At 66.4% G+C, this 17966-nt stretch carries 15 protein-coding genes; 5 read left to right on the forward strand and 10 right to left on the reverse strand.

What is annotated here, in order from left to right; all coding sequences use genetic code 11:
- Positions 1-23: 23 nt before the first annotated feature.
- The 6 genes from dld to CR156_RS10310 all read right to left on the reverse strand — a co-directional run bounded on the left by dld (position 24) and on the right by CR156_RS10310 (position 6881).
- On the reverse strand, positions 24-1730 hold the full coding sequence (dld, locus tag CR156_RS10285) for a D-lactate dehydrogenase (RefSeq protein ID WP_100552784.1): 1707 nt from the start codon (positions 1728-1730) through the stop codon (positions 24-26).
- Positions 1727-2866 (reverse strand): FMN-dependent L-lactate dehydrogenase LldD, encoded by a 1140-nt coding sequence (gene lldD / locus CR156_RS10290; protein ID WP_100552785.1) that lies wholly within the window; start codon positions 2864-2866, stop codon positions 1727-1729. Before lldD ends, dld begins: the two co-directional genes overlap by 4 nt.
- Before the next feature lie 4 nt (positions 2867-2870).
- On the reverse strand, positions 2871-3635 hold the full coding sequence (lldR, locus tag CR156_RS10295) for a transcriptional regulator LldR (RefSeq protein ID WP_100460307.1): 765 nt from the start codon (positions 3633-3635) through the stop codon (positions 2871-2873).
- 52 nt (positions 3636-3687) lie between these two features.
- Entirely contained in the window at positions 3688-5346 is a 1659-nt protein-coding gene (gene lldP / locus CR156_RS10300; protein ID WP_100552786.1) for an L-lactate permease, read from the reverse strand.
- 178 nt (positions 5347-5524) lie between these two features.
- Entirely contained in the window at positions 5525-5974 is a 450-nt protein-coding gene (locus CR156_RS10305; protein ID WP_100460309.1) for an MgtC/SapB family protein, read from the reverse strand.
- Positions 5975-6122: 148 nt separating this feature from the next.
- Positions 6123-6881: an SDR family NAD(P)-dependent oxidoreductase gene (locus tag CR156_RS10310; protein ID WP_100552787.1), complete on the reverse strand. Its 759-nt coding sequence runs from the start codon at positions 6879-6881 to the stop codon at positions 6123-6125.
- A 106-nt stretch (positions 6882-6987) separates the two neighbouring features.
- On the opposite strand from CR156_RS10310, the gene CR156_RS10315 reads away from it, so the two are divergent.
- Complete coding sequence (locus CR156_RS10315) at positions 6988-7341, forward strand: hypothetical protein (RefSeq protein ID WP_133120077.1); 354 nt, start codon at positions 6988-6990, stop codon at positions 7339-7341.
- A 91-nt stretch (positions 7342-7432) separates the two neighbouring features.
- The gene (locus tag CR156_RS10320; protein ID WP_100552789.1) at positions 7433-8386 is read left to right on the forward strand and encodes a helix-turn-helix transcriptional regulator; all 954 of its coding nucleotides are present in this window, start codon (positions 7433-7435) and stop codon (positions 8384-8386) included.
- Positions 8387-8633: 247 nt separating this feature from the next.
- On the opposite strand, the gene CR156_RS10325 is transcribed toward CR156_RS10320, so the two are convergent.
- The 3 genes from CR156_RS10325 to CR156_RS10335 form a co-directional block, all read right to left on the reverse strand.
- Positions 8634-10544, reverse strand: coding sequence for a CocE/NonD family hydrolase (locus tag CR156_RS10325; RefSeq protein WP_100552790.1), 1911 nt, complete (start codon positions 10542-10544; stop codon positions 8634-8636).
- 202 nt (positions 10545-10746) lie between these two features.
- Positions 10747-11133, reverse strand: coding sequence for a DUF4440 domain-containing protein (locus tag CR156_RS10330; RefSeq protein WP_100552791.1), 387 nt, complete (start codon positions 11131-11133; stop codon positions 10747-10749).
- Positions 11133-12491: an MFS transporter gene (locus CR156_RS10335; protein WP_100552792.1), complete on the reverse strand. Its 1359-nt coding sequence runs from the start codon at positions 12489-12491 to the stop codon at positions 11133-11135. The genes CR156_RS10330 and CR156_RS10335 overlap by 1 nt, the downstream gene beginning before the upstream one ends.
- A gap of 104 nt (positions 12492-12595) precedes the next feature.
- Between CR156_RS10335 and CR156_RS10340 the strand changes: the two genes are divergently transcribed.
- Positions 12596-13492 carry a LysR family transcriptional regulator gene (locus tag CR156_RS10340; RefSeq protein WP_100552793.1) on the forward strand — a complete coding sequence of 299 codons (897 nt, stop codon included), beginning with the start codon at positions 12596-12598 and terminating at the stop codon, positions 13490-13492.
- 114 nt (positions 13493-13606) lie between these two features.
- On the opposite strand, the gene CR156_RS10345 is transcribed toward CR156_RS10340, so the two are convergent.
- Complete coding sequence (locus CR156_RS10345; protein ID WP_100552794.1) at positions 13607-16402, reverse strand: beta-glucosidase family protein; 2796 nt, start codon at positions 16400-16402, stop codon at positions 13607-13609.
- A 336-nt stretch (positions 16403-16738) separates the two neighbouring features.
- Here CR156_RS10345 and CR156_RS10350 point away from each other — a divergent pair, with 336 nt between their 5' ends.
- Positions 16739-17173, forward strand: a complete 435-nt coding sequence (locus tag CR156_RS10350) for a VOC family protein (RefSeq protein ID WP_100552795.1) — start codon at positions 16739-16741, stop codon at positions 17171-17173.
- An 86-nt stretch (positions 17174-17259) separates the two neighbouring features.
- The gene (locus tag CR156_RS10355) at positions 17260-17964 is read left to right on the forward strand and encodes a helix-turn-helix domain-containing protein (RefSeq protein ID WP_100552796.1); all 705 of its coding nucleotides are present in this window, start codon (positions 17260-17262) and stop codon (positions 17962-17964) included.
- Positions 17965-17966 lie beyond the last annotated feature (2 nt).

A 17966-nucleotide genomic window follows, 5' to 3' on the forward strand; every position in this document is an offset into this window, starting at 1 on the left:
TAGCGCAGGCGCCGCGTTGCAGCTCAGTGCCCGTCGCAGTCGCAGCTACCCCACCCCTTCGCCTTCGACGTCTGGCCGATGCCGGGGTTGAAGGTATTGCTCGGGTCCAGCGTGCGGTAGAAACCGGCCAGCGCCGGCTTGGCTGGATACAAATGGCCGACATTGTGCTCGGCCGGGTACTCGGCACCGCGCTGGTCCAGCAAGGCCCACATCGCATGCTCGATGGCCATCGGGTCTTCACCCTTGCGCGCGATGTAATCCTGGTGGAACACGTGGCACAGGAAGTGGCCGTAGTACAGCTTGTGCAGCAGGCGGCCATCGATATCGGCCGGCAGCTGCTCGAACCAGTCGGCATCGTCGCGGCGCAGCGCAATGTCCAGCGCGACGATGTCCTGCACCTGCTCGCGATGCACTTCGCGATAGCGCACGGCAGCACCGGCCACGGCGAAGCGATGCAGGAACGCCTTGCGTCCCTCGTCCGCGGTGCAGTGGAAGTACCCGCCTTCATGGTCGTTGAAGAAGCCGCGCAGCCATGTCTCGGTGGCGGCCGCATCCTGTGCGGAAACCTTCAGCAGCAGGTGATGCTCGTAACGCTGGCGGAACTCGCCCATGCGCTTGGGCAGGTGCGAAGGCAGCAGACCGGTCAGCGTCTGCATCACCCGGTCGGTGACACCGCGCAGGCCAAGCCGTTCGAACCAGCCATCGGCCCGGCTCTTCAGCGCGAACGCGGCCGGCACGCGTGCGGTGCCGAGCTTGTCGATCAGCAGGAAACTGTCCTTGCCGTAACGCTCACCGATGTCATAGGCATCTCGGTGGATGTACTCGCCGGCGATGGGCAGGCGCTCGAAGCCGGTCAGCAGCTGGCGACGGATCGCGGTCAGGCTGTCGGTGCGGTTGCTGCCGATATAGAAGACCTCGGCGGCCTCCTTCTCGAACGTATCCAGACGCACGGCGAATACGGCCAGCTTGCCCGCTGAACCGGCCGCCTCGAAATGGCGGCTGGGGTCGGCATTGAAGCGTGCCGGGGTATCCGCATCCACCTTGCGTACTTCCTCGGCGTAACGCGGATCGGAGGCGGCACGGCCATCACCGTTGCTGACATCTGCAGTGCTGTAGTCGCCGTTCTGCAGGCGTTGCAGGATCTGCTCGGGCGTATCGCCCAACGCGATGCCCAGATGGTTGACCAGCTGCAGTTCGCCCCGCGCGTCAACCTGGGCATACAGCGCCATCTCGGTATAGGCAGGGCCACGGCGCACCAGTGCGCCACCGGAGTTGTTGCAGATGCCACCCAGCACCGAGGCGCCGATGCACGACGAGCCGATCACCGAGTGCGGCTCGCGACCCAGCGGTGCCAGCGTCTGCTCCAGCCGGTCCAGCGTCGCGCCGGGAAGGCACAGTACCTGCCGCCCCTCGTTCAACAGCTGGATGCCGGCCAGGCGCAGAGTGCTGACCAGCACGATCGGCCGGCCGTAATCGTCACCATCGGGGGTGGAACCGCCGGTCAGGCCGGTATTGGCCGCCTGCAGGATGATCGCCGCGCCGCCCTGCACCGCCGCCTGCAGCACCTTCCACAGCTGCAGCAGCGAGCCCGGACGCACCACCGCCAGCACCGGGCCGTCGCCGAAGCGATAGCCGCGACGGAAGCGGCGGGTGGCCTTGTCGCCGGTCAGTACGTGGCGGTCCCCCACCGCGGCACGCAACTGCGCCAGCACCGTGTTGCGATCACTCATGGCAGGCGCACCAGCGAATCACGGCCGATATCGGCGATGCGGTGTGCACCGGTCAGTGTCATCGCCACGCGCATTTCCTTGGCGATCAGGTCCAGCAGATTGGCCACGCCGGCCTCGCCCTGTGCGGCAAGCGCGTAGACGAAGGCGCGCCCCAGCAGCACGGTATCGGCGCCCAGCGCCAGCATGCGCACCACGTCCAGGCCGGTGCGGATGCCCGAGTCGGCGAGGATCTTCAGGTCGCCCTGCACCGCATCGGCGATGGCAGGCAAGGCACGTGCGGTGGACAGCACACCATCCAGCTGGCGGCCGCCATGGTTGGAGACCACGATGCCATCGGCGCCGAAGGCGACCGCGTCACGCGCATCGTCCGGGTCGAGGATGCCCTTGATCACCATCGGGCCCTTCCAGAACTCGCGGATCCACTCCAGGTCTTTCCACGAAATGGACGGATCGAAGTTGCTGCCCAGCCAGCCGATGTAGTCCTCCAGGCCCGTTGGGTTGCCACGGTAGGTGGAAATGTTGCCGAGATCATGCGGGCGTCCGCGCAGGCCCACGTCCCACGCCCAGCGCGGATGGGTGATGGCCTGGCCGATCCGGCGCATTGCAGCATTCGGACCACTCATGCCCGAGTGTGCGTCACGATAGCGCGCGCCCGGCACCGGCATGTCGACGGTGAACACCAGGGTGGTCACGCCCGCCGCCTGCGCGCGCTCCAGCGCATTGCGCATGAAACCGCGATCGCGCAGCACGTACAGCTGGAACCACATCGGGCGCTGGATCGCCGGTGCGACTTCTTCGATCGGGCACACCGACACCGTGGACAACGTGAACGGAATGCCGCGGCTGTCGGCTGCGCGCGCCGCCTGCACTTCACCGCGACGGGCATACATGCCGGTGAGCCCGACCGGGGCCAGCGCCACCGGCATCGCCAGCTTCTCGCCGAACAGCTCGGTTTCCAGGCTCAGGTCGGACATGTTGCGCAGGATGCGCTGGCGCAACGCGATGTCGGACAGGTCGGACACGTTGCGCTTCAGCGTGTGCTCGGCATACGCGCCACCATCGATGTAGTGGAACAGGAACGGCGGCAGCCGACGTTCGGCTGCTGCACGGTAATCGGTGGAGGCGGAAATGATCATGGGGTCAACCGTGTGGGGAAGGCAGGCGCGAGGCCCGCGTACGCCGGGCTTCGTTGTCGTCGAGCGTGCGCAGCGTGGTGTGCACGAACTCAAGATGGGCATGCGCGGCGGCGCGCGCACGTTCGGGATCGCCGGCCAGCACCGCATCCATCATTTCGCGGTGCTGGTCGGACAGCGGCGAGAAGGTCCTGGCCGAGGTGTACAGCTTTTCACGGCTCTGCGAGATGTTGGTCTGCAGCAGTTCGAACAGACCACGCATCACCTGCAGCAGCACCAGGTTGTGCGACGCCTCGGCGATGGACAGGTGGAAGGCCGCGTCGGCCTCGGCTTCGCCGGTGGGGTCGTCCTTGCCATGCGCGTCCATCATGGTCTGGAACGCCTGGGCGATACGCGCGCGGTCCTCGTCGGTGGCGCGCAGCGCCGCGTGCCAGGCCGTGGCGCCTTCCAGCGCGTGGCGGATTTCCAGCACGTCGAAGCGGTATTCCGGGTCGCCCTGGAACAGCGGCAGATACGGCACCAGGGGTTCATCCAGTGCCTGCCGCGCCCGTGCGGCGGGCTCGCTCACGTAGGTTCCACCACCCACGCGTGCGGTCAGCAGACCGTGGCTGGCCAACTGTGCAATGGCCTCGCGCAATGCGGTGCGCGAGACCCCCAACTGAACCGCCAACGTGCGCTCGGCCGGCAGCCTGTCGCCCGGCTGCAGCTGCCGTTCCTGCACCAGCGCACGCAGCTGCGCGGCCACCTTGTCCGAAACCCGTTGTGTGCTCATGGCGCCATTGTGGCCCGAAGCACGCCGCTGTTGGTCGGCCTGCGCTGCATGCTCAGGGAATCATCCAGGTCAGCCAGTAGGCCTGGGCCAGGGTGATCAGGCCGACCATCGTGGTGAAGATCAGACTGTGCTTGACGGTGAAGCGGAACAGGTCCGATTCCTTGCCGGCCAGGCCCACCGCCGCGCAGGCAATGGCAATGGACTGCGGCGAGATCATTTTGCCGGTGACACCGCCGGTGGTGTTGGCTGCCACCAACAGCACGTCGGAAACGCCGATCTGCTGCGCGGTGGTGGCCTGCAGCGCCGAGAACAGCGCATTGGACGAGGTATCCGAGCCGGTCAGGAACACGCCCAGCCAGCCCAGGAATGGCGAGAAAAACGGGAACGCCTTGCCGGTGTGCGCCAGTGCCAGCGCCAGCGTGGCCGACAGGCCCGAATAGTTGGCGATGAAGGCGAACGCCAGCACCATGCCGATCGAGAAGATCGGCATGCGCAGCTCGCGCACGGTTTCACCGAAGGTCTGCAGCGCCGACCGTGCCGGCATGCGCAGGGCAATGATCGCGATCACCGCGGCGAGGATGATCGAGGTACCGGTGGCCGAGAACCAGTCGAACTTGTACACCGCCTCATAGCTCAGCGGCGCATCGACGATCGGCGGCATCTTCTGCACCATCTGGTCCAGGCCCGGCACCGGGATCTTCAGCACCCAGCCTTCAAGCGGCCCACCGGCTGCGAACAACGACTTGAACGGCTTGATGCTCCACACGGTAACCATCGCGGTGAGGATCAGGAACGGCGACCATGCCTTGGCAATCTGGCCAATGCTATGGCGCGGCGCTTCCAGTGCCTGTGCGGCCGCCTCGGCGCTGGTTTCGGTATCGAAGCGGAAGATCCGCACCGGCTTCCAGCGGCGCAGGAACAGGGTCAGGCAGACCAGCGACGCCAGCGAAGCGGTGATGTCCGGCAGTTCCGGGCCGATGAAGTTGGAGGTCAGGTACTGGGCGATGGCGAACGAGCCGCCCGCTACCAGCACCGCCGGCCAGGTTTCCTTGATGCCGCGCCAGCCATCCATGATCGCCATGATCCAGAACAGCACGATGATGGTCAGGAACGGCAGCTGGCGACCCGCCATCTGGCCGATCTCGAAGGCGTCCAGGCCTGTCACCTGCCCCGCCACGATGATCGGAATGCCCATCGCACCGAACGCCACTGGCGCGGTGTTGACGATCAGGCACAGGCCGGCGGCATACAACGGCTTGAAGCCCAGCCCGACCAGCAGCGCGGCGGTGATCGCCACCGGCGCACCGAACCCGGCCGCACCCTCCAGGAAGGCACCGAAGGCGAAGCCGACCATCAGCATCTGCAGCCGCTGGTCTTCGGTGACCGACAGGATCGAGGCGCGGATGATGTCGAACTGGCCGGTCTTGACCGAGACCTTGTACAGGAACACCGCGCCGATGATGATCCAGGCAATCGGCCACAGGCCATAGACGAAGCCGAAGCCGGCCGCGCCCAGCGCCTGCGCCACCGGCATGCGATAGAACAGCAGGGCCACGCCAAGCGCGATGGCCACGGTGATGGTGCCGGCGATCCAGCCCTTCATGCGCAGCACTGCCAGGGCAACGAAGAAGAAGGCGATCGGCAGCAGCGCGATCAGGCTCGACAACCACAGGTTGCCAGCGGGGTCGTACACGTGTTGCCAGGGCTGCATGAGGGCTCTCGACAGGAACAGGAGGTTCCCCACCGCGTGGGGGCGTCGTGTCCGTCATTATTGGTCGTACCACTTTGACCGATGATCGGACCACAGGCGCGAATTGAACCGCCAATCCTGCGAAGAGCCTATTAGACCATAGGGCTATACGAAATTATTGGTCTTACCATTTACCGGCTTACAGCTTCTTCTCAACCCGTCGGATCAGTGCGAGCACCAGCACGCACAGCACGCTGACGCCGAGTGCGATCACGTACTTGCCGATGCCCACGGCAATACCGATGGCCGCCGCCATGATCAAAGAGCTGGCCGTGGTGAGCCCGCTGACCTGGTCCTCGCGGTTTCCACGCAGGATGGTGCCGGCGGCGACGAAACCGACGCAGGCCACCACCGCTTCGATCAAGCGCACCGGGTCGACCTGCAGCAGATCGCGGTAGCGCTCCTGCTGGAAGTGTTCGGCCACCGAGTCACCGAGGCCGACGATCAGCGCAGCGGCACCGGCAATCAGCATGTGCGTGCGCAGGCCGGCAGCGTGCTTGCCCATCTCGCGCTCGACGCCCAGCACGCCGCCAAAGACCATGGCGGCGGCCACGCGCAGCAGAATGGACATGTCCTGGGTGAGTTCCATAGGGGGGGCTCCGGTAGTTTCCCGGAGCGTTGCGCGGCGGCCGTGGGATGGGGGTGAAGGCGATGGCACGCCCTCTTCACCGCACGGATTCATCCACGCATGGCATGGATCTGGTGATGACCGCCATGCGTACCCCTGTTGCACACGGTTACTGCGCCAGATAGCCACCATCGATGGCGTAGTAGGCACCCGTCGCGAACGAGGCATCGTCGCTGGCCAGCCAGGCCACCAGCGCGGCCACTTCCTGCGGCGTTCCCAAGCGCTTGAGCGCATGCCGCCCTTCCAGCGTTGCACGCACCTTGGCGTCCATCTTTTCAAGCAATGGCGTGTTGATGAAGCCCGGGCCCACCGCATTGATGCGGATGCCATCGGCGGCGTGCTCCCATGCAGCCGTCTGGGTCAGGCCGACCACGCCGTGCTTGGCCGCCGCATAGGCGGTCGAGCCGGCATAACCCACCTGGCCCAGGATGGAGGCCATGTTGATGATGCTGCCGCCGCTGCCCACCGCACGCATCGCCTGGATCTGCGCCCGCTGGCACAGGAACACGCTGGTCAGGTTCACATCCACCACGCGTTTCCAGCCATCGATCGGGTAGTCGCCACTGCTTGCCGCTGGCCCGCCGATGCCCGCATTGTTCACCGCGATGTGCACGCCGCCCAGTTCCTTCACCGTGCGCTGCACCGCCGCTTCCACCGCCGCTTCGTCGGTCACATCCAGCGCGATTCCGATGGCCTCAGCGCCCTGGCTGCGCAGCACGGCTACTGTTGCATCCACCGCTTCCTGCTTCAGGTCCCAGACCGAAATACGCGCACCGGATGCAGCGAGCGTTTCCGCTACCGCCAGGCCGATACCGGAAACACCGCCGGTCACGATCGCGGTTTTTCCGTTGAGCTGGTAATCAATCATCTGTGGTCTCCATGTGTTGGGAATCGATGCGGACACAAACGTCCGACCTCACCGACACTACGCTCTTCTTCGTGACGAAAGCGCTGCATGGGGGATACTTGCGCGCATGCCCGGCAAAGAAACTCCCATGCGTACAGCCTGCGTTCCGCTTACTGCCGATGCCGAACGGCGGCTGGACACTGATTCCTGCCTGCCCGGCGACCTGTACGAGGTGATGCTCAGCGATTCCACGGTCGATCTTCTGTTCGACAGCGGGTTCTTCACCACCCTCAATACCCGTTTCGGTCTGCTCTTTGACCGCTACGAAGACGAATCGATCACCCGCACCGAGCAGTTGCAGTACGCACGCGCATTGCTGCGCGACCTTCAACTTGGCCGTAAATGCCAATCGATTGACCCGCTGGATATCGCATTCGGGCTGGCATTGGAGAAAATGACGGGGATCTATTTCTACCTCTGAAAGCGCAGGACCGATCCGCGCTGCAGGTGCACGATGGAACGTGCGGGCACATCGTCGCCGGCACCCGTCTTTTATTGTTGAGCGCCGAGCGATGTCCCGATATTTCACGTTTGCCGATTACCGCCGTTTTGGCCAGCGACACGGCTATGACTACCGTGCCGAGCCAAGCCACCTGCGCGAAGAACAGTGGGCCGGGCACGGCGACCTGCACGAACAGACCCTGCGCGGGGGCATGAGCCTGCTCGCATCGGATGTGCACAACCGCATCGCCTATACCGCCACAGCGCACGAAAGGCCCGGCCTGGTCATCCGCGTGATGCTGCAGGGCCAGGTCGACGTGCAGGTTCCCAACCGCAGTGATTTCAGCCTGCGCGCAGGCACCGCAGTGACCACCAGCCACCGCGACCATGTGGCGATGGTCGGCGTCCATCCGAGCAATACGCGCCTGCGTGGCATCAGCCTGTTGGTGCCCGCCGACCTGGATCCGGACGTGTTCCAGCAACCGCAGCTGCAACAGGCGTTGCGCGCGTCGCTGGAATGCCGCCATTGGGCCATCCCGCACGCGATGCTGCCGACCCTCGCGCAGTTGTTCGACAGCCCTTGGCAGGACGATCTGGATGCACTCTGGCGCGAAGGCGTGGCGCTGCAGCTGCTGACGGTGGGCCTGCAGGCCGATGATCTGCACGTTGAAGGCGCACGCATGCTGCGCAGCGGCCAGCGCAGCCGGCTCGAGCGTGTGCGGGCCTTCCTGCACGATGACCCCAGCCATGCGCACAGCCTGGTCGAGCTGGCCCAGTTGGCCTGCATGAGCCCCAGCGCGCTGCGCCGGCACTTCGTCCAGGAATATGGCTGCTCGGTATTCGACTACCTGCACGAACAGCGTATGCGTCATGCCGAGCAGGGCCTTCGCGAATCCGGCTGGAGCGTGGAGCGGGCCGCTGCAGAAACCGGCTATCGGCATCCCAGCAACTTCGCCGCGGCATTCCGCAAGCGCTTCGGGCTGGTGCCCAGCCGCTGGCGCACCGGGCCATCGAAGGTCGGCTGAAGCCATCTGCTCTGGTAGGTGTCGACCTTGGTCGACACGCTTTCGCGTCATCGCGGATGCCGGCCAGCGGCCGGCACTACCGGCATCGCGCAGCCCCGATCGACATGCTATGGCTCAGCTCTGGTAGGTGTCGACCTTGGTCGACACGCTTTCGCGTCATCGCAGACGCCGGGCATGGCCCGGCGCTACCAACATCGTGCGCCGCCCCGGGTAGCGCCGGGCCATGCCCGGCGTCACCCCCTCCGCCTCAATACACCGGCAGCTCGATGTAGCTGGCCTGCGCGGCGCTGTGCCACACCCGCTGCGTGGCCTTCTGGTAATCACCCGGCTTGGCCAGGTAGATGTTGGGCACGTAGGTCTGCGGGTTGCGGTCGTACAGCGGGAACAGGCTGGACTGCACCTGCACCATCACCCGGTGGCCCTTCTGGAAGGTGTGGTTGGCATTGGGCAGGTCGAAGCGGTACGGCAGCACCTGGTTGGCCGCCAGCGCCTTGGGATCGCTGAAGCTCTCGCGGTAACGGCCACGGAAGATCGCCAGTGACACCGGCAGCTCATAGCCGCCCATTTCCGGCGTCGATGCCTCCTGGTCGGGATAGACGTCGATCAGCTTCACCACCCAGTCGCTGTCGGTGCCACTGGTGGACGCCTGCAGGTTCACCACCGGCGCGCCACCGATGCGCAGCGGCGCGGTCAACGGCTCGGTGATGAAGGTCAGCACGTCAGGCCGGCCATCGACAAAGCGCTGGTCCTTGACCAGCCAGGTGGTCCACATGTCGCGGTCACCGAAGCGCACCGGCCGCGGTACGAACGGCACCGGCTTGGCCGGATCGGACACGTATTCCTCGAAGTCGCCCTCGCCCGTCGCCGGCGCCTGGAACGCCAGCTTGCCACCGGCACGCAGGTACAGCGGCTTGCTGTTTGCCGCGCACGCCTTCTCGCAGCTGCGCGGCCAGCCCTGCAGGCGGTCCCAATGGTTTTCACCGGTGTTGTAGACCAGCACCGGTGGCGTATCGGCCTTCGGCGCGCCGTCCACCAGGTACTGGTCGAAGAACGGCTTGAGCACGTCGCGGCGGAACTGCAGCGCGGTATCGCCATCGAATTTCAGCGCCCCGAGTTGGCTGCCGTCATAGTTCACCTGGCTGTGCCGCCACGGCCCCATCACCAGGTAGTTGTGGGTGTTGCCGGTATCGCGCCCTTCCATCGCCTGGTAGGCATGGTTGGCACCCCACATGTCTTCCTGGTCCCACAGGCCCTGCAGCCACATGGTCGGCACCTTCAGCGGCGTCTTCGCCATCACAGCATCCAGCGCCTGGCCCTGCCAGAACGCATCGTATGCCGGGTGCTGCACCAGCTTCTTCCACCAGGTCAGCTGGTCCACGCCGGTGAAGTGCGCATAGTCGCCGGCCGAGCCGATGCGCAGGAAAGTGCTGTAATCGTCGTAGCCCAGCGAAGGCAGCGGCGTGCCCTTGCCGCGCTTCTCGGTCTGCATCGCAAAGTAGTTGAAATTGACCTGACGGAAGGCGCCGTAGTTGAGCCAGTCGTCGCCCATCCAGCCATCGACCATCGGGCTCTGCGGCGCTGCCACCTTCAGTGCCGGGTGTGGATCGGTCAGCGCCATCACCACGGTAAAGCCTTCATACGACGAGCCGAGCATGCCGACCTTGCCATTGGTTTCCGGCACATGCTTGACCAGCCAATCGATGGTGTCCCACGCATCGGTGGAATGATCGACCTTGGTACCGTTCAGCGGCCCGCGCAGCGGCCGGGTCATCACGTAATCGCCCTCGGAACCGAACTTGCCACGGATGTCCTGGAACACGCGGATGTAGCCGCCATCGACGAACACTTCATCGCCCTGCGGCAGCAGATCGCGCATGCGCGGAGAATCACTGCGGCTGGCGCGGCCGGCGGCGTCGTACGGTGTGCGGGTCAACAGGATCGGCGCGTTGTGGGCGCCCTTGGGTACCACGATCACCGTATACAGCCTGGTGCCATCGCGCATCGGCACCATCACCACGCGCTTGTCGTAGTCGCGGCCCACATCGGGAGCGATGAAGGGTTTTCCGCTGATGTCCGGGGTCATCGGCGGCGTGTCGGCGGCCAGCACGGTGCTGGACAGGCTCAAGGCTACGGCAACAGCAACGGCACGCACACGCATGGACATCACCTCCCGGCAGGAAAGGCCCCAGCCTACTCCCGTAGCCCCCGCCAAAGCGTGTGCCGGCTTTGCATTCTGCGGCGTTTACAGGCAGGACTGATGGCACATGTGCGGTCTGCTGCCGCTGCGTTCGCCGGGCATGGCCCGGCGCTACCCGTCCGCGACCAACCACGGTAGCGCCGGGCCATGCCCGGCGGATCCATCACGCCACCGTTACCTCATGCAGCGCCAGCCAGCGCCAGCGACCGTCTTCCTGCCGCAGCACCGCCAGCGATTCCCGCCATGTGGTTTCTCCCTCGCCTACAGCATGTCCCTCGCGGTAGCGCAGCACCGCCAGCGGCGACGGGGCGTCGACCGCCTGCACAGCCTCGACGGCGATCTGCAGCCCAGGTCGTGCACCGTGGCCACCTGCGAACAACGCCTGTACGGCACTCCGGTCCAACCTGCGTCCGGCAATGCCGACCATGCTGAAGTCCGCGCAGAAGTGCATCATCAGATCGTCCAGCGCATCGGCCGCGACCTCTGCGCGGAACCAGGCCTGCAGCTTGTCGTGCAGAAAGTGGATTTCGTGTTCGGCGGTCATGTCCATCAAGCAGTCTCCGTCGTGGAAAGGAAATGCAGCTGCGACCGGCGCAGCAGCGCCAGCGGCAACAAGGTGAGTACGGCAGCCAGGCCCAGCGCCACGCCGGTGGCATGCGCCGGCCACCACTGCATGGCCAGCGCCAGCAGCAGGGCGATGGCGGCGGTACCCAGGCAGAAGCTGAGCTGGCGGTTGAGGTTCCACAGCGCACTGGCATCGCCCAGCGCCTCGGCGTCCACACCATGGAACGCCAGTGTCTGCGCGGTGCTGCTGCACAGACTGCCACCCGCCCCCATCAAGGCGAACAGCATGGCGGCCAGCACAAACGACGGCTGTGATTGCAGCGCCATCAACAGCAGACCGCTGGCCTGCAGGACCATGCCCAGCCGCAGCACCGTGCCCGGCCCGAAGCGCGCCAGCAGTCGCCGGCTGCCGGTGATCGCCAGTGCCGAAGCCAGCGCCCACGGCAGCATCAGGGCGCCGATCTGCGCGGCGCTGTAACCGGCGTGGTTCAACTGCAGGGTACTGGCCAGCTGGCTGCCGATGAATACCCCCGGTACTGCCAGATACACCAGCATCGCCATGCGCAGGCCACTGTGTGACAGCAGCGACCAGCGCAGCAGCGGCTGCGGCTGCCGGCGCGCATGGCGCAGATGGGCGATGGCCAGCGCCACCGCCAGCAGCAGCAATCCTGCGCCGGCGAAGCGATGGCCAGGCTCACCCAGCCAGGTCAGCGCCAGCAGCAACGCGCCCAGCGCAGACATCGCGGTGGTCAACGCATAGCCCAGCAAGCGTGGCGCGCTGCGCCGGCCATCGGCTGGCATCCACGCCAGTACCAGGGCGATCGCCAGCACCGCCAGCGGCAGGCTGGCCCACAGCACGCCGCGCCAGGACAACCATTGCACCAGCAGGCCGCCAAGGGCCGGTGCCAGTGCCGGCACCAGCAACGCCACCAGCAGGATGCGCCGGGTCAGCGCACCGCGCTGTTCAGGCGTGCACTGCCGGTACGCCGCCGCCTGTGCCACCGGAATCAGCAGGCCACCGGCCAGCCCCTGCAGCAACCGCCAGCCCAGCAGCCAGCCAATGGACGGTGCGGCGCCGGCCAGGCCCGCGGCCACCGCGAACAGCAACAAGGCAACCAGCAGCAGGCGACGCTCACCGCAGCGCGCGGCCAGCCACGGTGCCAGCGGAATCACCACGCTCAGGCCCAGCATGTAGGCGGTGCCCACCCAGGCCAGGGTACCGACGTCCGCATGCAGCTCGGCCGCCAGCGCCGGATAGGCCACCGTGGCGATGAACATGTTGACCAGGTCCAGGGCGAACACCAGCAGAAAGATCGCCTCATGGCGCAGGCGCGGGGAAGGCATCAGCAGGCTCCAGCAGCGAAGGCGCCAGCATGGCGGACCGGCGTTGTTGGAAAAACACGACGGAAGCTGCAACACTGTCAAATGCATTTTGACAATTAATCGCCATGGTCAGCCTCGATCGCTTCGATATCTTCCGCGCCGTGGTCGAGGCCGGCAGCCTGACCGCCGCTGCCGAGCGCCTGGGCCTGAGCCGCGCCGTGGTCAGCTTCAACCTGAAGCGGTTGGAGCAGGAACTCGGGGTAACCCTGCTGCTGCGCAGTACCCGCCACCTTGCGCTGACCGAGGCCGGCGAACAGTTCCTGCAGCACTGCGTGCAGGCACTGGATGCCGCGCAGGCCGCGATCGATGCCGCACGCCGCGACCAGCATCAACTGCAGGGCATGCTGCGCCTGACCACCACCCCGGAGTACGCGCAGCTGCGGCTGATTCCGGCGCTGGAAGCCTTTCGCGCGCAGCATCCAGCGCTGGTGCTGCATCTATCGACCTCGCCAGCACCGGCCGACCTGATTCCCGAACGCTTCGACCTGGCGATCCGCCTAGGCCGCCTGCCGGACTCGGGACTGCATGCCAGCGAGCTGGAGCGGCATCCGCTGTGCGCAGTCGCCGCACCCGCTTTGCTGGCTCGCCTGCCATCCGCCGATGCTGTCGATGACCCCGTACAGTTGGGCACCCTGCCCCGCCTTGGCTATCCGCGTCTGGCCGATGTGCCGGTGGTCGCACCGGATGGCAGCGATGCCCTGTTCGCCACCAACCCGGGCAACGCAGTGATACGCGTGGATGGGGCCAGCAGCCTGCGCGCGTTCGCCGTGGCCGGTGCAGGTGTCACCGTGCTGCCACGCTGGCTGATCGAAGACGACCTCGCCCACGACCGCCTGCGGCCCGTTCTGCGCCAGCACCGCTTTCCGCAGCAGAGCGTGTACGCGGTATACCCGCACAGCACGCAGCCATCGCCGAAGGTGCGGCAGCTGATCGATTTCCTGCGCGTGTGGTTTGGAACATGAAAAGGGGACGGAGGGGATTAAGTCGTTTGTGGCATAAACGACTTAATCCCCTCCGTCCCCTTTTTTCACGGCCCCTTGCGGGGCCGTGTCTTCAAGCATCAACAACCCGCCGTATCAGCGCAGCACCTGCTCCACCAGCTGCACGTCCACCGTCTGCAGCGGCTCGCTGGCGTTGCGCGACAGCTGCACCTGGTAGGTGCCGCCCTCGATCTTCCACTGGCGGGCCTGTGCATCGTAATGGGCCAGGGTCTTCGGCTCGGCTTCGATGCGGATGCGGCGCTGCTCGCCCGGCTGCAGCTCGACCTTGTCGTAGCCGATCAGGCGGATCGGCGTGGTGCTGCCGGCCGGCAGCTTCAGGTACAGCTGGGCGACATCTGCACCCGCGCGCTTGCCGGTGTTGCGGATGTCGACGCTGGCGACCAGACGCGAGCCTTCCACGCTCACCTTCAGGTTTTCATAGGCGAACGAGGTGTAGGACAGGCCGTGGCCGAACGCGAAGGTCGGGGTCAGGCCCTTGGCTGCCATCCACTTGTAGCCGACGTTTGCACCTTCGATATCGAAATCGAACACATCGCCGAACGGCTTGGCCGGCTTGAAGCCGAGGCCATCGATGTGCGGGCGCGGCAGCTGCGATTCGTCCACCACCCAGGTCACCGGCAGACGGCCGGACGGATTGGCCTGGCCGGTCAGCAGTGCGGCAATGCCTTCACCGCCACGGATGCCCGGGTACCAGGCCTGCAGCACCGCCGGCACCTGTGCCAGCCACGGCGTGCGCACCGGGCCATTGGTCTCCAGCACCAGCACGGTCTTCGGGTTGGCCTTGGCCACCGCTGAAATCAGCGCATCCTGGTTGTCCGGCAACTGCATGTCCGGCAGGTCCACCGATTCGGCGGCCCACTGGGTAGCAAACACGATGGCCACATCCGCCTGTGCGGCAGCCTTGGCCGCAGCGGCAGCATTGGTGCCGTCCACATAGGTGATGGTGGCATCCGGACGCGCGGCACGCAGCGATTCCAACGGCGAAGACGGGTGGAAGATCACCGGGCCCGGCCAGGTGGTCGGCAGCACGCCCGGCACCGCATTGGTGCCCTTGGCAGTAACGCCCACCATCGACGAACCACCGCCACCGATCACGCCCTTGTCGGCATGGCCACCGATGATGACGATGCGCTTGGCGCTGTCGGCCAGCGGCAGCAGGCTGCCTTCATTGCGCAGCAGCACGCTGCCTTCTTCCACCGTGCGCTGGGCCACGGCGAAACCGGCCTCGGCGTCGACCTTCTGGTGCTGCGGCGGGTTGTCGAAGTTGCCGTGCAGGAACATCGTGCGCAGGATGCGCGCCACCATGTCGTTCAGGCGCACCTGCGGCACTACGCCGCCGTGCACGGCCAGACGCAGCGGCTCATCGAAGAACACTGCCGCATCGAACACTTCACCGGCCGACTGCTGGTCCAGGCCGGCCAGCGCCGCCTTCGAACCGCTGTGCACGCCGCCCCAGTCGGACATCACGAAACCGGGGAATTTCCACTCCTGCTTCAGCACCTGGTTCATCAGGTAGCCGTTCTCGCAGCCGTAGGTGCCATTGATCTTGTTGTAGGAACACATCGCCACGCCCGGACGACCGGCTTCCAGCGCGATCTCGAACGCCAGCAGGTCCGATTCGTGCATGGCCTGCTCGCCGATGCGCACGTCGTGGAAGTTGCGGCGGGTCTCCATGTCGTTCAGCGCGAAGTGCTTCATCGAGGAGATCACGTGCTGGCTCTGCACGCCCTGGATCAGCGCACCGACCATCGAACCGGCCAGCAGCGGGTCTTCACCGGCGTATTCGAAGTTGCGGCCGTTGCGCGGGTCACGCTGCAGGTTGACGCTGCCGGACAGCAGGATGTTGAAGCGCTGCTGCCAGGCTTCGCGGCCCATCGTTGCGCCGCCGGCAAAGGCAACACCCCGGTTCCAGGTGGACGCCGTGGACGGGCCCGACGGCATCGCCGTGGCGAAATCACCCGGGCGGATACCACCCGGATTGGTCACGCCCACGCCGGCGTCGGCCGACTGCTGCGACGGAATGCCCAGGCGCGCCACCCCCGGCACGAAACCGGCCGAACCCACCGCGCCTTCCGGCAGCTTGCCGCCATCCTTGCCCAGCCCGAAGTAGCTGTGCAGCATCTGGAACTTCTCGTCCTCGGTCATCGCCTTCAGCAGCAGCGCAGCGCGCGCATCAGCGGTGAGCGTGGTGTCCATCCACGGCTGCTCGCCGCCCTTGTCGGCGGCATAAGCCAGCGTCAACAGGGTCGCACGCAGCGTGCTGCCTTCCACCTTGAACGGCGCACTGCTGGCAGCCTGGAAACCATCGCTGAAATAGCTGGCATCGGCTTCCAGGGCCACGCGTGCCGGGTCGAAGCCGGCGGCCTTGGCCGATTCACCGGCTACCGCACCGAGCAGCACGGCCGGCGCGCCGAGCCGCGAACGCGACACCAGCGCCGGCAACTGCGTGGCACCGGCGCCCGCGTCGGTGTAGACCGCCACCGCATGGCGACCGTCATCCAGGCGCAGGTAGTTCAGGCCCGGCTGGTCCGGGCCGGATTCGGCGGCGATCGGCAGCCGGGTCAACACGGCCTGGCCGTGCTGGGTCTGGCCATCATCCTTGCCGGCGGCGATGAAACGGTACTGGTAGCCCAGACCATCGGCCAGCAGCTGCAGCGGATCGACCTGGCCGATGCCGCGCTGTACCTGGCGAACGCTGACCGCGTCCACCTGCAGGGTCTTCAACTGTGCAGCCAGGGCCGGCATCGCGTCCGCTGCCGGCGCCTGCTCCAGGGTCAGCACGGTGAAGGCGGCGGAGTCGGCCCAGGCCGGGGTGGCTAGTGCGGCAGACAGGGCCAGGGACAGGGCGAGCGGCTTTGTAAACGTTTTCATCGGCGGGCGTAATTCCGTTGCCAAGGCAATCGGTCCAGGGAAAGTGCCGCCGAAGGGTGCAGCGTCATGCCGCGCATGCGTTGCCGGGCAACGCCTTGCAGGCCAGAGGACGGACCGGTCTGCGCGCGGGACCCTCCTCCCGTGCGTGACAACCTGCCTGTCCGGGCCGCGCAGGGCGACCCATCATGTGAAGAGTGTGCGAGGGCGTTCATCGCTGTCAACAGGACCTAAGTCACAGGCGCCACCTGCACGATGGTTATCAGCCCATCACCGGCGGTCATCAGCGGGCCGCGCGAGGCTGCCGATAATGGATCTCCCCGGCGACGAATCGAGCCCATGACCGTACATCGCGACTTCGACCATCTCTGGCGCGACCGCTGTGACACCTCCAGCCAGCGCAGCCCGCGCGTGCTGATCCGGGTATTCGTCGCCCCCGGCGAGCTGGAACGCAGCGTGGCCTTCTACGAGCAGCTGCAGGGTGTGGTCGCCGATGCCGGCTTTCCGTTTCCCGAGGCGGGCCTGCGGCTGGCGATGGTCGGTGCGTTCCTGCTGATCGAAGGCTGCGACGAGGCACTGGCGCCCTTCACTTCGACAACGGGCACGTTGCTGGTCGACGACGTTCGGCCGTATCACGACAAGCTGGTGGCCGCTGGCGCCGAGATCATCTTCCCGCTGCAGGTAGTGCCCACCGGTGCGGCGTTCAATGCGGTGCATCCCGATGGCACCGTCGTCGAGTACGTGCACCATCGGCCGGACCCGCAGGGGCGCTGAGGTGGCGCGCCCCACCTCAGTAGATCCACGCCATGCGTGGATGCCTTGCACCCGGAGACATGCGGCACCATGACCGCCATCCACGCATGGCGTGGATCTACAATGCGACCATGCCCCACAACGCTCTACCCTGGAATGGCACCCTGCTGCTGGATGCACACGTTGCCGTGCTGCAGGGCCACGCCGGTGACAGCGCTGCGCATGCGCACTACGCCCATCAACTGCTGCTGAGCGAAGGCGCGCCCTGGCAGATCGAGATCGATGGCGCGCGGCAGCAGGGCCAGCGGTTATGGCTGACCTCCTTCCAGCCACACGCGATCCTGTCGGCTCCCACTGACGGCTGCACGGTGTTCCTCGAACCGGCGCATGCCGACCTCGATCAGATCCAGCAGCACCTTCAGTCGTTGCCAGGCAATGCCGCGCAGCTGCACGAATGGCTGCCACGGCTGAGCCGACCGCAGCCCCTGGACCGTCGCGTGCAGGCGGCGCTGGCCCGCATCACCCAGCACCTGCCCGGCCCGGTGCCGGCCGCCGATATCGCCGAGGCCGCGCATCTGTCGACCAGCCAGCTGCATCGGCGCTTCCAGTCCGACTTGGCCGTGACCCTGCGCGGCTGGGTGCTGTGGCAACGGCTGCGCAGCGCACTGGCGCATCATCTGCGCGGGCACAGCCTGACCGACAGCGCGCATGCCGCCGGTTTCGCCGACCTGCCCCACCTCTCGCGCAGCCTGCGCCGCATGTTCGGCATCGGCGCCGCGCAACTGCAGGGCCTGCAGCTGCACGCGGCCTGACG

The organism is Stenotrophomonas lactitubi, from assembly GCF_002803515.1.
In the GTDB taxonomy this organism is placed as follows: Bacteria; Pseudomonadota; Gammaproteobacteria; order Xanthomonadales; family Xanthomonadaceae; genus Stenotrophomonas; species Stenotrophomonas lactitubi.

What these genes read in the sequence shown, in the direction of transcription:
- CR156_RS10320 (WP_100552789.1), top strand. Translation starts at nt 7,433, where the DNA reads ATGTCCCGATATTTCACGTTTGCCGATTACCGCCGTTTTGGCCAGCGA.
- CR156_RS10325 (WP_100552790.1), bottom strand. Translation starts at nt 10,544, where the DNA reads ATGCGTGTGCGTGCCGTTGCTGTTGCCGTAGCCTTGAGCCTGTCCAGC.
- CR156_RS10345 (WP_100552794.1), bottom strand. Translation starts at nt 16,402, where the DNA reads ATGAAAACGTTTACAAAGCCGCTCGCCCTGTCCCTGGCCCTGTCTGCC.
- CR156_RS10350 (WP_100552795.1), top strand. Translation starts at nt 16,739, where the DNA reads ATGACCGTACATCGCGACTTCGACCATCTCTGGCGCGACCGCTGTGAC.
- CR156_RS10335 (WP_100552792.1), bottom strand. Translation starts at nt 12,491, where the DNA reads ATGCCTTCCCCGCGCCTGCGCCATGAGGCGATCTTTCTGCTGGTGTTC.
- lldD (WP_100552785.1), bottom strand. Translation starts at nt 2,866, where the DNA reads ATGATCATTTCCGCCTCCACCGATTACCGTGCAGCAGCCGAACGTCGG.
- CR156_RS10310 (WP_100552787.1), bottom strand. Translation starts at nt 6,881, where the DNA reads ATGATTGATTACCAGCTCAACGGAAAAACCGCGATCGTGACCGGCGGT.
- lldR (WP_100460307.1), bottom strand. Translation starts at nt 3,635, where the DNA reads ATGAGCACACAACGGGTTTCGGACAAGGTGGCCGCGCAGCTGCGTGCG.
- CR156_RS10315 (WP_133120077.1), top strand. Translation starts at nt 6,988, where the DNA reads ATGCCCGGCAAAGAAACTCCCATGCGTACAGCCTGCGTTCCGCTTACT.
- CR156_RS10305 (WP_100460309.1), bottom strand. Translation starts at nt 5,974, where the DNA reads ATGGAACTCACCCAGGACATGTCCATTCTGCTGCGCGTGGCCGCCGCC.
- dld (WP_100552784.1), bottom strand. Translation starts at nt 1,730, where the DNA reads ATGAGTGATCGCAACACGGTGCTGGCGCAGTTGCGTGCCGCGGTGGGG.
- CR156_RS10340 (WP_100552793.1), top strand. Translation starts at nt 12,596, where the DNA reads ATGGTCAGCCTCGATCGCTTCGATATCTTCCGCGCCGTGGTCGAGGCC.
- CR156_RS10355 (WP_100552796.1), top strand. Translation starts at nt 17,260, where the DNA reads ATGGCGTGGATCTACAATGCGACCATGCCCCACAACGCTCTACCCTGG.
- lldP (WP_100552786.1), bottom strand. Translation starts at nt 5,346, where the DNA reads ATGCAGCCCTGGCAACACGTGTACGACCCCGCTGGCAACCTGTGGTTG.
- CR156_RS10330 (WP_100552791.1), bottom strand. Translation starts at nt 11,133, where the DNA reads ATGGACATGACCGCCGAACACGAAATCCACTTTCTGCACGACAAGCTG.